The organism is Acinetobacter colistiniresistens (assembly GCF_000413935.1).
GTDB classification, from domain to species: domain Bacteria; phylum Pseudomonadota; class Gammaproteobacteria; order Pseudomonadales; family Moraxellaceae; genus Acinetobacter; species Acinetobacter colistiniresistens.
In genome coordinates, this window is record NZ_KE340381.1 from 374,051 (window position 1) to 387,387 (window position 13,337).

General features: G+C 42.1%; 14 protein-coding genes and 4 tRNA genes. 4 read left to right on the plus strand and 14 right to left on the minus strand.

The features are described 5' to 3' along the window. Positions 1 to 60: 60 nt before the first annotated feature. Together F907_RS03780 and F907_RS03775 are read left to right on the plus strand one after the other, a co-directional pair. Positions 61 to 591, plus strand: coding sequence for a PAAR domain-containing protein (locus F907_RS03780; protein ID WP_016652980.1), 531 nt, complete (start codon positions 61 to 63; stop codon positions 589 to 591). Then, a complete protein-coding gene (locus F907_RS03775; RefSeq protein ID WP_016541606.1) occupies positions 581 to 1,207 on the plus strand; it encodes a type VI secretion system amidase effector protein Tae4 in 627 nt (208 codons plus the stop codon). Before F907_RS03780 ends, F907_RS03775 begins: the two co-directional genes overlap by 11 nt. A gap of 710 nt (positions 1,208 to 1,917) precedes the next feature. Here the strand turns inward: F907_RS03775 and F907_RS03765 are convergent. The 14 genes from F907_RS03765 to rpe all read right to left on the minus strand — a co-directional run bounded on the left by F907_RS03765 (position 1,918) and on the right by rpe (position 11,723). Next, a tRNA-Pro gene (locus F907_RS03765) sits at positions 1,918 to 1,994 on the minus strand. A gap of 4 nt (positions 1,995 to 1,998) precedes the next feature. Then, positions 1,999 to 2,074 (minus strand) — tRNA-His (locus tag F907_RS03760). Between the two features lie 36 nt (positions 2,075 to 2,110). Further along, positions 2,111 to 2,187 (minus strand) — tRNA-Arg (locus F907_RS03755). A gap of 68 nt (positions 2,188 to 2,255) precedes the next feature. Further along, a tRNA-Pro gene (locus F907_RS03750) sits at positions 2,256 to 2,332 on the minus strand. A gap of 143 nt (positions 2,333 to 2,475) precedes the next feature. Next, entirely contained in the window at positions 2,476 to 3,540 is a 1,065-nt protein-coding gene (gene nadA, locus F907_RS03745) for a quinolinate synthase NadA (RefSeq protein WP_016652982.1), read from the minus strand. Positions 3,541 to 3,683: 143 nt separating this feature from the next. After that, positions 3,684 to 4,904, minus strand: coding sequence for a bifunctional glutamate N-acetyltransferase/amino-acid acetyltransferase ArgJ (gene argJ / locus F907_RS03740; protein WP_016652983.1), 1,221 nt, complete (start codon positions 4,902 to 4,904; stop codon positions 3,684 to 3,686). 307 nt (positions 4,905 to 5,211) lie between these two features. Further along, complete coding sequence (locus F907_RS03735; RefSeq protein ID WP_016652985.1) at positions 5,212 to 5,697, minus strand: methylated-DNA--[protein]-cysteine S-methyltransferase; 486 nt, start codon at positions 5,695 to 5,697, stop codon at positions 5,212 to 5,214. Positions 5,698 to 5,714: 17 nt separating this feature from the next. Next, positions 5,715 to 6,032: a DMT family transporter gene (locus tag F907_RS0118145; protein WP_004655532.1), complete on the minus strand. Its 318-nt coding sequence runs from the start codon at positions 6,030 to 6,032 to the stop codon at positions 5,715 to 5,717. A gap of 168 nt (positions 6,033 to 6,200) precedes the next feature. Beyond that, positions 6,201 to 6,746 carry a hypothetical protein gene (locus F907_RS03730; RefSeq protein ID WP_016652987.1) on the minus strand — a complete coding sequence of 182 codons (546 nt, stop codon included), beginning with the start codon at positions 6,744 to 6,746 and terminating at the stop codon, positions 6,201 to 6,203. 1 nt (position 6,747) lies between these two features. Further along, positions 6,748 to 7,248 carry a hypothetical protein gene (locus F907_RS03725; protein ID WP_016652988.1) on the minus strand — a complete coding sequence of 167 codons (501 nt, stop codon included), beginning with the start codon at positions 7,246 to 7,248 and terminating at the stop codon, positions 6,748 to 6,750. An 82-nt stretch (positions 7,249 to 7,330) separates the two neighbouring features. After that, positions 7,331 to 8,233 carry a copper resistance protein B gene (locus tag F907_RS03720; protein WP_016652989.1) on the minus strand — a complete coding sequence of 301 codons (903 nt, stop codon included), beginning with the start codon at positions 8,231 to 8,233 and terminating at the stop codon, positions 7,331 to 7,333. Further along, positions 8,220 to 10,175: a multicopper oxidase domain-containing protein gene (locus F907_RS03715; protein ID WP_016652990.1), complete on the minus strand. Its 1,956-nt coding sequence runs from the start codon at positions 10,173 to 10,175 to the stop codon at positions 8,220 to 8,222. The genes F907_RS03720 and F907_RS03715 overlap by 14 nt, the downstream gene beginning before the upstream one ends. A gap of 69 nt (positions 10,176 to 10,244) precedes the next feature. Beyond that, on the minus strand, positions 10,245 to 10,667 hold the full coding sequence (locus F907_RS03710) for a hypothetical protein (protein ID WP_016652991.1): 423 nt from the start codon (positions 10,665 to 10,667) through the stop codon (positions 10,245 to 10,247). Between the two features lie 369 nt (positions 10,668 to 11,036). Further along, positions 11,037 to 11,723, minus strand: coding sequence for a ribulose-phosphate 3-epimerase (gene rpe / locus F907_RS03705; RefSeq protein WP_005272933.1), 687 nt, complete (start codon positions 11,721 to 11,723; stop codon positions 11,037 to 11,039). Between the two features lie 184 nt (positions 11,724 to 11,907). On the opposite strand from rpe, the gene F907_RS03700 reads away from it, so the two are divergent. Both F907_RS03700 and F907_RS03695 read left to right on the plus strand, forming a co-directional pair. Then, complete coding sequence (locus F907_RS03700) at positions 11,908 to 12,183, plus strand: DUF2218 domain-containing protein (RefSeq protein WP_016652992.1); 276 nt, start codon at positions 11,908 to 11,910, stop codon at positions 12,181 to 12,183. A 126-nt stretch (positions 12,184 to 12,309) separates the two neighbouring features. Further along, positions 12,310 to 13,317, plus strand: a complete 1,008-nt coding sequence (locus F907_RS03695; RefSeq protein WP_016652993.1) for an OmpA family protein — start codon at positions 12,310 to 12,312, stop codon at positions 13,315 to 13,317. Positions 13,318 to 13,337: the final 20 nt, after the last annotated feature.

The following is a 13,337-nucleotide window of genomic DNA, read 5'->3' on the forward strand; positions in this document are numbered from 1 at the left end:
TTATTAGTTTTATTAAAACAAGTTTTTTAAATAACTGAATATTATTTACTGGATAACATAATGAAAGCACTCATCACCAAAGGCTGCCATACAGACCATGGCGGCATTATACAAGAGGCTGACCACACCTTTCTCATTGAAGGTATTCCAGCACATGTAGAAGGCATGAAGCACTACTGCCCCAGATGTAAAGTGATGGCTACAGCTCAATCCTCAGGCAGAGGTTTTTTAATTTCAGGCACCAGAACAATTATTATGGCAGGTGACAAAGCCACTTGTGGTGCGACTTTTTTCCCGAGTCAAAGCCTTGTGGTGAGAGATGCTGGGGGCGGTTCAAATCCTAATAGCTCATCTGCTGTCAGCAACTTTCTCAATACCAGCAGTCCTCAAGTTTTTGATGAGCAAGTTGCAGCTGAGTTTAGTTTTGCCGAAGGTATGCCCTACTTGATCGAAACAGCTGAGGGTAAAATCTTTCAAGGTACAATTGGCGCTGATGGAAAACTACCACGGATTGAAACTGAGGGACATGCTTCTTATAAGCTCTATTTAGGTGAAGAAGCACTCACCAAGCGTGGTGGTGATGCCAGTTAATCAATCAGGGACAGTTAAAACAAATCCCAAACGAGGTTCTGTTGCGGCTTGTAGTATGGTGGGAATCGTCCCGATTACCTTTAAAGAACTATGGGATAATTACTATGGTGACAAAACTCCGCCATATAACATTAATGGACAAGCCCCTAAAGGGTTTGAAAATCAATGTGCAATTCGAATGAGTGTGACTTTGCATAAAGTAGGCGTGAAGATGACTACTTTTTCTCAGAACAATCTTAAACCTGAAGGGAAAGCACCTACACTTGGTCGTATTGTATTAAACAATAAAGCGACAGCAACAAGAGCAAATGAAATGGCGATCTGGCTTCAAACAAGACCTGTTTGTGGAATTGGCCCTGCTATCGTCATAACAGGGAGAGATTGGCAATCAAAAATCAAAGGTAAAACAGGAATAATATTTTTCGGAGAGTATTGGGAACGCGATGATGAAAGTGCAGATGCAGCGAGCGGTGGACATATAGATTTATGGAATGGGAAATCACTAACTCCCAATTGGGCTTCAATGTTCCGCTTTACGCTCGGTATCAATAGAATATTCTATTTATATGCTGATTTAGGTAAATCTAAAAGAATTTGGTTTTTCGAGGTAAAATAGTGAAAAAAATAATATATCCAATTTTAAGTATCATCCTTGTAATAATTATTTTTTTTGGTCTACCTCTAATCTATGAGTTTATGATTCCTCATTCATCTGTATGTGCTGAAGGGTGTGACCCAGCATTTAGGAAATTTGTATTTTCGTTTGGTCTTATAAGTTTAATCATCGCACCAATACTTGGTTACTTATTAGCAAAAAAAACTGTTAATCGTAAAAATATTTATTCCATTCTTGCCTTCTATTTAATGATTTATTTAGTCATTGTTTGGTACAGCACAGGTTATGGCTATGGACTAAATCTAAGCTACTAATTTTGAGGTCAAATGATAAAAAAGATTATATACCCTATCTTAGGTCTCATCATTATCATTGTTTTAATGCAACTTTCGCATGAAATTTTTATTAACTTATTAAAACATAAAAAGCCATGTATAGAAGGTTGTAGTGGTTCATTTAAGAACTTTTTAATGATCTACACTTGGTTTTGGTTCATCTTAAGCATGTTGGCTGGTTACCTTATAGCGGCAAGAAAAGCTAGCTATAAATTCATCATGATCTTAGTTCTTATATTTTTAATCTCTACATTTATCGTGAATTGGTACGCCTCGACCTATGGCTACGGACTCAATTTAAGTTATTAAATTCAAAAAATCCAGACGTAAAAAAACCGCTAACTTAGCGGTATTTTATCTCATCTTTTAAGATGATGGTCGGAGCAGTAGGATTCGAACCTACGACCCCCTGGTCCCAAACCAGGTGCACTACCAGGCTGTGCTATGCTCCGAAATTGGGGTGAATGACGGGATTCGAACCCGCGACAACCGGAATCACAATCCGGGGCTCTACCAACTGAGCTACATCCACCATCAAAACTTTGATTCTATATACCAAGCTGCCAAATGGCGCGCCTGACAGGATTCGAACCTGTGACCATCCGCTTAGAAGGCGGATGCTCTATCCAACTGAGCTACAGGCGCATAACGATGATAATACTATCACGATACTTCGCCGATATTTAAAACTATGTTTTTCAACATATTTTAAATGGTCGGAGCAGTAGGATTCGAACCTACGACCCCCTGGTCCCAAACCAGGTGCACTACCAGGCTGTGCTATGCTCCGATTTCTTTTCAGCTTTTATTGTATCGCACATCGTGCGGTACGGTGTGCATTCTAGGCGCGACGCCTTAGAACGTCAACACCTATTTTCCAAAAAACTAATAAATCCTTATCAAATGTATATTTAACAAGCATTTTCAGACATTTTAGCGTTTCAAAGAAGCACTAAAGTTCAACATTCGATCTAAGGGTAATTTCGCTCGTTCAGCTAGGGCTGGATCAACGTGTATTTCTTGATCAGCATGCTGTAATACATGCAAAATGCCATCAAGTTCATTCATTGCCATCCACGGGCAATGTGCACATGAACGACAAGTTGCCCCCTCACCTGCAGTTGGTGCTTCAAATAATTCCTTATCTGGCGCTGCTTGCTGCATTTTATAGAAAATGCCCCGATCTGTTGCCACGATCATTTGTTTATGTGGCAAGGTCTGTGCAGCTTTGATCAGTTGTGAAGTACTCCCCACTGCATCTGCAATATCCACCACCGATTCAGGTGATTCAGGATGAACCAATACCGCCGCATCAGGGTAAAGCGCTTTCATCTGTGCAATACCACGCGCACGGAATTCTTCATGCACGATACATGCACCATCCCACAACAACATTTCAGCGCCTGTTTTCTTTTGAATATAACGACCTAAATGCTGATCTGGTGCCCAAATAATTTTTTCACCCAAACTATCTAAATGCTCAATAATCTCAACCGCACAACTTGAAGTCACCACCCAATCGGCACGTGCTTTCACAGCCGCCGAGGTATTGGCATACACCACCACGGTATGATCAGGATGTTGATCGCAGAATGCTGTGAACTCATCCACAGGGCACCCCAAATCGAGTGAACAGGTTGCTTCTAAAGTTGGCATCAATATTGTTTTTTCAGGAGATAAAATTTTAGAGGTTTCACCCATAAACTTCACCCCAGCAACCACCAAGGTAGTCGCAGAATGATCACGACCAAAACGCGCCATTTCCAATGAATCAGAAACACAGCCACCTGTCAGTTCGGCAAGCTCCTGCACTTCAGGATCACAGTAATAGTGAGCCACAAGCACTGCATTTCGTTTTTTCAACTCTGCTGCAATTTGGGCAAACTTTTCTTGTTTCACTTCTGGGCTAAGGCTATTGTCCTTTGGCTCGCCCAAACGATCTAAATGCGCCTGCACAATATTTTTGGCTTCGTTCGCAATTAAATTCGCATCATTCATAAAACGTCTTCTCTATCCTGCGTGCTTGCATCACTGCAAACTTTTAACGTGGGTAATGGCGTGATCATTTGGGAAAAATCACCTCATCCACAAACTAGCTTATAAAAAAAGCCCCACTGTGGAGGCTTTATTATAACGCAAATTTATGAGCGATAATCGGCATTAATTTTGACATAGTCGTAAGAAAAGTCACAGGTATATACCGTGTCTTTTGCTGTACCACGACCGAGGTCGATACGAATGCTAATTTCTTTCTCAGCCATGACAGCTGCGCCCGCTTCTTCGGTATAGTCTGGGTTTGCACCACCATCTAGGCAAATCTGTACATCACCCAGCCAGACTTGAACTTTGCTCGTATCTAAGTTCGGTACACCCGCTTTACCAATCGCCATCACAATACGCCCCCAGTTTGGATCTGAAGCAAATAAAGCAGTTTTAATTAACGGTGACTCAGCAACACTATAGGCAACATCACAACATTCTTGGGTATTGGCTCCGCCTTCCACCTGAACGGTAATGAACTTGGTCGCACCCTCACCATCACGCACAATCAGTTGCGCCAAACGATTCATGATACGTGCAAGCACATCGAGCACTTGTTGATAACGTGCATCATCTTGGCTCTGGATTTCAGCACCGCCAGCTAGACCTGTTGCTACAAAGATACAAGAGTCATTGGTCGAGGTATCACCATCAATGGTAATACGGTTAAAAGAATGCTCAACCGTGGTTTGCAATAAACGCTGTACCAGTTCAGCACGAATCGGAGCATCGGTTGCAACGAAGCTGAGCATAGTCGCCATATTCGGACGAATCATGCCTGCGCCTTTGCTAATCCCCGTCATGGTATAGCTCACACCATCCAGCTCAAACTGTTCAGATGCACCTTTAGGTGTCGTGTCTGTGGTCATAATGCCTGACGCAGCGTCCGCCCAATGATCGGCATTTAAATCATTTAATGCAGGTTGAATGCCTTGCACTAAGCGTTCAATCGGGAGTTGCTCACCAATCACACCCGTTGAAAAGGGTAAAATCTGATTGGCTTGAACACCAGTTAACTCAGCCAACTTGGCACAAGTGGCTTCTGCATTTTTATAACCGACGGTACCTGTTGCAGCATTGGCATTGCCTGTATTGATAATCAGGTACCGTGGTGTGTTCTCGGCCAAATGCTTTTTACTCAATTGAACAGGCGCAGCAGCAAAGGCGCTTTGGGTAAATACTCCAGCAACATTTGAGCCTTCGGTAAATTCAAAAATGACTAAATCTCGTCGATTTGGATAACGTACATACGCCTCAGTTGAGCCAATTTTTACACCCTGCACCACATGCATAAGTGGCATTGTTACGTCACCAACAGCCATTTTTAAATATCCATTCAATTTGTTATGAAAGGCTTAAGCTTATTCCAAAAGGCGATTAAAATCGAGTATTAACGACAGGGATAATTTATAAAATAAAGTTAGTTTTTTTAGAATTATATTCAACATTGACTATCGTGATAGGCGGCATGGATGCCGCTCGTTGGACAGGGGTTACATGGATGTACCCTCTGTCCAATAAAAGATTTTTGTTACTTTTCATCTTTGAAAAGTAAAAGAATGCCTACACAAAATACATCTGATCCATTACAGATTTATGAGGCTATGCAGACTTTGGAATTAAAATTATTTAAGCTTTGTTTTGCTCTAAACTCAGTAAAATCTGCTTCTTATCCAGACCGCCTGCAAAACCCACCAACGCCCCACTCGATCCAATTACCCGATGACACGGCGCAATAATCGAAATCGGATTCTTACCATTGGCGGCCCCAACAGCACGTACCGCTTTTTCATTGCCCAGCTGAACGGCGATCTCTTTATAACTCCGTGTTTCGCCATAAGGAATCTTCAATAAAGCCTGCCAAACTTGTTGCTGAAATGCGGTACCTTGAAAGTCCAAAGGCAAATCAAATTGCTGACGCTGCCCTGCAAAATATTGTTCTAATTGTTGTTTAACCTTATGCAGCATTGGATGCTGACGATCTTCTATCAGTTCAGAAAGCCGCACCCGTTTATGGTCTTCATTGTCCCACATCACGGCGACCAGAGCCTGATCATGAGCAACCAGTTTTAATGCACCGACAGGAGAATCCATGTACATATACACCAGTTGCATCATACTCTCCTAAAGCATTAATTTGATGACAATTTCATCAATACAAGACCTGAAACGATTAATACCGCTGCGATCATGCGCATAGCCGTCATTGGTTCATTCAAGATCAAAATGCCAACAACAAACGATCCAATCGCACCAATTCCCGTCCAGATGGTATAGGCCGTTCCAAGTGGAAGTGTCCGCATCGACATGGAAAGTAATACCACACTTAAAATCATGAAAACAATGGTCACGATACTCGGCGTTAACTTGGTAAATCCTTCAGACATCTTCATGGAATATGCCCAAATGACCTCAAAAATACCTGCCAAAATTAAAATTGCCCATGCCATTTTATTACGCTCAACTTTATCGAGTGTCGGGTCGTCCCAACGTGATTCTTTCGGGGGAGGTCGTCCTCCTAGGTGCAGCAGTGTACTGTAAAACATACAAATTATGTGATTTGTTATGTATCTAAAATGACTAAGATATTGAAACAATAAACTTTCTATGGAGATGAATCACTGCCAGACAATCTGATCGACACGCATCAATTCACATGCGCCATTACCCGTATCCTCTCGAGATAAGGAGCTCTTCCAACGCCAACCATCTTCGGCCTTAATCTCAATCAGTGAGCCTTTTAAATACACCAAATCATCTTGTTTAATTTTTTTCATTTGTGAGGCAATCGCGGCATTGGCAGGCACCAAATGCATATTGGCACTGTGGGTTACAATCTGCTGAAGTGGGATTGGAGGTTCGTGATCAATGGACCAACGATACCAACGGTTACTTTGAGAAATATCAATCTGTTTGTAGACCTGAGGATTGGCCATATCACCCCAACCTACGGCAATATCCATAGGAGAAAACTCAGCTTCACGCCCCAAGTTATAGTCTTCTCTTGAAAGCACACGGAATGAACCTTCATAATTTTCTAATGCCACAACTTGCACACCTTGCTGAGTCGTAATCTGACTGATATCAGGTGTAGGCTTAATCCATTTTGTCCACAGCATCCAACCGAGTGCAATCACCAGCAAGCCATACATCCATCTTGGCATGTTATTGATCCTGTTTATTTTGTATGGCTCTTATCCATTGCTTAAATCGATCTAAAACAGTTGAAAAGAACTGTTGAATCAGACTTAAAACATTTTCATCTTGCTGCTCATATTTATCCTGAACCACATGTTGTTTAGAGGTCGCCAGTTCCATCGGTTCATAATGCGGCATGGTTTGCTGCAATTCCGCACCAAGATTCAAACGCTGTAATGCGGCAGTCACCTCAGCAATCGGATCCTGATGATAGAGGGCTAAATGTCGTGCTTCTAAATCGATACAGTGCTCAATCAATTGATCTGAAAAAGGAAGTAATGCTTTTCTAACCCGCAGCACTTCAACAGGACTACTCATATGGGGAATATAGTAAAAACTGACATTCATACTGCCATCGGCAGGAATCAACTCAAGCTGAGAAGCCGACACACGTGCAGCTTTTTCTCGTAAATTGGTCGACGAGTTTGCTTTATCTATTATTGGATTGTGTTGTTGTTCTAAAGCCATTTATGCACCATGAATGACTCAAAAAAGATACTGTTAGTATAAACCAACAGTATCTCGAAAAAATGACATTTTAAACAAAATATCAGAACTTTAGCGAAAGACCTGCACCGTAGACCCAACCATTTTTGGAATCACTGGCAGTTTGCCAATTGGTCTGCTTACGCCCGTTACTATAAGCATAGCCAACATCGATAAAAGGCATGACGCGGTTCTTGACGATTTCATAGCGTGTTTTGATCCCCACTTCTGCATCGGCAAGACCGGTTTTAGATGCATACTTGGATTCATCACGCAGTACCCATTCCATTTCCAGATAAGGCTGCATAATCAACTTTTGAGTCAGTAACAGATCGCGTTCCGTTTCCAATACAAAGCGCCATTGTTGATCTTGTCCGATATACAGATGCGCATCGGTTTCAAAGAAATACTGCGCCATGCCGTGCAAACCGACGACACCCTCAAATTGCTCTTTATCCACTTCACGATCAGGGTTATATCGGTAATTCACCCCTGCTTGCACATCCCAGAAATCTGCAATGTTTCGACTGTATAGCGCCGCCAGACTTTGCTCCGATTTTTCTGACTCAGCTTTGGCATAATCGGCAAGGATGAATAATTTATTTTCATCGGTTCCCACCCAAGTTTTTAACTTGGATTTGAGTGTGCCTTGTCCATCTTCATCAAGTAGCCATTGCGTATCTAACTGCGTCGCTTGATAGATCTGCCCACCATGCTCCTTATAATGGCCCGCATGTTCATCTTTATTTTGCGTCTGCGGAGAAATACTTGGACTTTGATGTTGCGAATGATCCATCGCAGAGGTAGCGCTCATGGGCATATTCTGCTGCGCCGACATATCCATTTGCATCATTTGATCATGTCCTTCATGTGCAAAAGTGAATGCACTTAAAGAAGAGACCAATCCGCCCATCGCCAATAATTGTGTATAGCGTTTCATCTTGGAAGATTGCTTAGTGATGTGCATGGCTCGCTCCTTGAGACGATTGAACTGGGGTTGCTGGTGCAGCTGTGCTTCCATCTACATTGGCGACAATTAACTTACTCATCATGCCCGCACTCATGTGATACAACAGGTGGCAATGGATCGCCCACTCTCCAATTTCATCCGCTGTCAGTAAAGCCGTAACGGTCTTGCCTGGCGGCACAATCAAAGTATGTTTATTTGGCATATCCTGTGGTGCCTGACCATTTTCCAACTGCATAAACATGCCGTGTAAATGCATCGGATGCGCCATCATACTGTCATTGACAAATTTGAGACGGATACGTTCACCATAACGGACGGTTAAAGGCTTAAAGTCAGGATCACTAAACTTCTTACCATCAATGGTCCAGATATAACGCTCCATGGTTCCACCCAAACGAATCACCACTTCACGTTCTGCTGGGCGACTATAGCTTTCAGGCTGCGGATTTAAGGATTGCAAATCTGCATAACTTAACGCTTTATGCCCCGCAGGCGTTGCCGCATTGGCCCAGCCCTGCACGGTATCCGTGTTTGATGCTTCAGAAGTTGCAGCTGATTGATGCTGGCTATGATCCATATTCGCCATATTCATTTGAGTATGTGCACTGTGATCCATAGCGGGCTGCGAAGTTGTTTCAGTCTTCACCTGATCTTGTGGCATCTGGTGCTGGCTATGATCCATATTTGCCATATTCATTTGAGCATGTGCACTGTGATCTATAGCTGGCTGCGAAGTTGTTGTAGTTTTCGCCTTGTCTTGTGGCATCTGATGCTGGCTATGATCCATATTGGCCATATTCATTGGCTGATCTGAACCATGATTCATTTTGCTCATATCCATCTGACCATGTGAACCGTGATCCATGCCCATATCTTCCATGGTCAACAAGGCACGTGGTCGCGCTTTAGGGATTTGAACTGCTTGGGTATTGGGTGTCATGTCATTGTGCAATGACGCAATAGCAAAGCCCGTACGGTCAATCGATTCCGCTTCGATTTGATAATGGACTTGTTTTGGTTCGACCAGTACGTCATAGGTTTCAGCTGTACCGATACGGAACTCATCCACAGGAACAGGTTTGACTGGCTGACCATCAGCACTGACCACGGTCATTTTTAAGTTGGGAATACGTACATCAAAGAAAGACATTGCTGAAGCATTGATAAAGCGTAAACGTACTTTTTCACCCGCGTTAAAAGCACCGGTCCAGTTTTGTTGTGGGGTCTGACCATTGACCAAGAAGGTATAGCCGTCTACATCGCCCATGTCAGTTTTGGCCATACGCATCTGATTCCATGCGGAACGATCTTGCCAGGTGGCTTTTAAACCCTGCGTTTTAACTTGTTTCCAGACATCACCCAGTGTTTCACGATGGTTTTGATAGTATTCAGCAGACTTTTTCAAATTTGCCATGATCTTGTCACTTTCCGTTTCATGGAAATCCGACAACATCACCACGTAGTCGCGCTGTGCTTTTTCATGTGCAGCAACAGGTTGCTTGCCTTTTGGATAAATCACCAAAGCGCCATACAAACCGTCTTGTTCCTGTCCCTTGCTATGTGCGTGATACCAATAGGTGCCGTTTTGACGTACTTTAAAACGATATTCAAAACTGCCATTTGGCTTAATCCCTTGGAAACCATTAAAACCAGGCACGCCATCCATCAGCCCAGGCAATAACAATCCATGCCAATGCAAAGACGTATCTTGATTTTTAAGCTGGTTATGCACATGAATCACCGCTTCATCGCCCTCTTCAAACTCTAATAGCGGGGCGATAAATTTACCGTTTACAGTAATACGCTTGACGGGCTTGCCGGTGACATTCACCGTCCCTTCATTAATGTTCAGATGATATTCTTTAATTGCAGCCAGCGTATAAGGGGCAAACAATAGACTTAAGCTAGCAACAACGCCAGCATATAGTTTTGAAGACATGATAATTTCCTAATCTGTTAACTTTTCAAATTGCTCTTTTCATGGACAGAAAGAGCCTGTAAAGACAGATCAGGCTTTAGGAGGGCGTAGAATCTCTTGCCAGTAGCCCGCAAGATGTCGAGCCTGATAATCCGTATTGGTACGGGTATTCAGCTCTAAAAAGGGTGTCGCCCTTAAACTTGGGCCATACGGATCCAAAGCCAGATTAACGCTTTGACAATGCGAGATACTATTGCAGTCCTGACAATGTTGATCGCTATGCAGTTTCCCATCATGACATTGTGCTGAACTCAATGAATCTGTTTTCGATTGCATATGATGATGTTGATCCATCATTTGCTGATCATGACAGGCCATGGCTGGAATTGAAACTGAGCTATTTTGATCGGATTGAATCGCTTGAACAGCAGCCACAGCCACGCCACTTCCCCCGATGAAAAATATCATCAGGAATACAAACCACACACGTTTGTATCGCTTGAGAAGTTGCACTTAATGTCCCTTGTTTCAATCATCAAAAAAGATTTAACCTTGCCTAGGATAAGTTCTTTTGCAGTTATACACAATCATCTTTGTGTTTGAATTTCAGCAATTGCAGCGACACCCCACCCTAAACTGCTGCTTTATCAAACGAATTGACCTATTGATAAGCACGAGCAAAAATAAAGCAAAATAAATAAGTTAGTGCACAAAAAAAGGACAGAAAACTGTCCTTTTTTGATTATTTTGCTGTTAATATAAACAACTGAAATCATTTTGTTTATTTTAACAACATCTTATCCACCTGCTTATCAACACGGTTATCCACCGAGTTATAAACAAAGTTATCCACAAGTTTATGTGAATAATAGAATGAAAATACTAAACTTCTGTTGCACCAACTTGAGCCAGTTCTGCACGCATTTGATCAATCACAGTCTTATAGTCAGGTTGACCAAAAATGGCCGATCCCGCAACAAACATATCTGCACCCGCTTCTGCAATTTCACGGATATTTGCAGGGCCGACACCACCATCGACTTCTAAACGGATATCACGACCACTGGCATCAATGATCTGACGTGCTTGGCGTAATTTTTCCAACGTCATTGGAATGAATTTTTGCCCGCCAAAACCTGGGTTAACGCTCATCAATAAAATTTGATCAACTTTATCCAGCACATAATCAAGATAGTGCAACGGTGTTGCTGGGTTGAAAACCAAACCGGCCTTGGCACCACCGGCCTTAATCAACTGTAACGAACGATCAATATGATCCGTTGCTTCAGGATGGAAGGTAATGATGTCTGCACCGGCCTCCAAGAAATCGCCAATCATACGATCAACAGGAGATACCATCAGATGCACATCAATCGGTGCTTTGATGCCGTAACTTTTGAGCGCCTTACATACCCCTGCACCAAAAGTCAGGTTCGGAACGTAGTGGTTATCCATCACATCAAAATGTACAACGTCTGCACCTGCAGCTAAAACTTTCTCTACATCTTCACCTAAACGTGCAAAATCAGCAGATAAAATCGAAGGTGCAATTAAATAAGGCTTGGACATGGATGACCTGGCAAACTCTGAGAAAAATGATGCATACATTATAGCAAACTTAGTCCGTTTAGGTCTGTTACAAAGTCATTATTAGAGCATTGCAACCTTGCAACACCACGTTGCATCTAGACAGTTTTTATCTCCTGTTAGCTTTGCTATGTTATTCAATGAAATTTTAGGATAGAAGAGCAATATGAATAGCAGTACCAATATCACTACGACTGAAGGAAAACGAATCAGTAAACGTTTGGTCAACCACTGGAAACATAAGTTTGAAGTCTTGGAAACTGAAATAGATTCAAAAATTTTTATGCCGACCGCGACAGTTACGCTCACACCACAGGAACAACATTTAACCGTACTGATTGAAAATCAACAAGAAGATGTGGCTCGTCTGGAACAGGTCGTGATTGATCATTTAAATCGTATGGCGCAACAGGAATTTGTTGCTGAATGGCAGCATAGTTAAAAAACTGAAAAAAGTGTTCAATCAGCTGGCAGATCATTTTCTAATTCGATCTGTCAGCCTAAATTAAGTTAATTAAAAATCGTATTTTGTTTTGGATATCATGTATGCCTTAACTAGGGAAAGCATATGAACAATAAAATTTCATCCGTGATTTTAATGACTGCAATCATCAGCCTAACGACCATCGGTTGCAGCAAAAAACAAGAAAAGCCTGAGACAGCCGAAACAAGTGCCACGACCACAGAACATCAATCAGCAGAAGCACAAACTCAAGCAAATACTTTCAGTCTCAATCAAATTCCGATTTCAAATATTGAACTTGGAGATTTTCCATTTATTCAACTGCCTAAAGGCTATTATTTTGCTCATCAAGCCACTGAAAACTTTGCTCAAATGGAATTCTGGGTCGGAGATCGACTAGAGAAAGTTGAAGGTCAGCTTTTTAATGGACGGATCGATGCTGAAGAGAATAACAAACAAGCCTCCTTCTTAGAGTTGCAGCGTAATTTAGAGGCCGTTATTACCCGCTTAGGTGGGAAAAAAATCACAGACAGTAAAATCCCGGCAGAACTCGCCACCCAACTTTCAGAGAAATATGGGGTATCGTATGTAGAAGGCTTAGGTGATATTTATAATAATCCAACACAAAGCTATGTAATTCATCAGAATCATCGAGATATCTGGTTTCAAATCACCCAAAGCGGAAATTCAGCGGGTCTATTGGTCTTAGAAACCCGACCCATAGACATAACGGCACGTCCCCTATCCGCAAGTCAGTTAAAAACAGCTTTAGATCAATATAATAAAGTGGATATACACCTCAACTTCGAAACAGACAAAGCCACACTGTTAGCAAACTCAGATGAACAAATCACGCAAATACTGAACTTGTTGAAAAGTGATGATGCTCTAAAACTTGAAATTAATGGCTATACCGATAACTCTGGTGAGTCAGCACATAACTTAAAACTCTCTCAGGCAAGAGCACAAGCCGTCGTTAAAGTATTGACGGATGCAGGGATTGATCCATCCCGTTTAAAGGCGCAAGGCTTTGGTGATAGTAAACCCGTTTCCAGCAATGATACTGAGGAAGGTAAAGCAAAAAACAGACGCGTCGAATTAGTAAAATTATAATGATCTAAAAAAATTAAGAA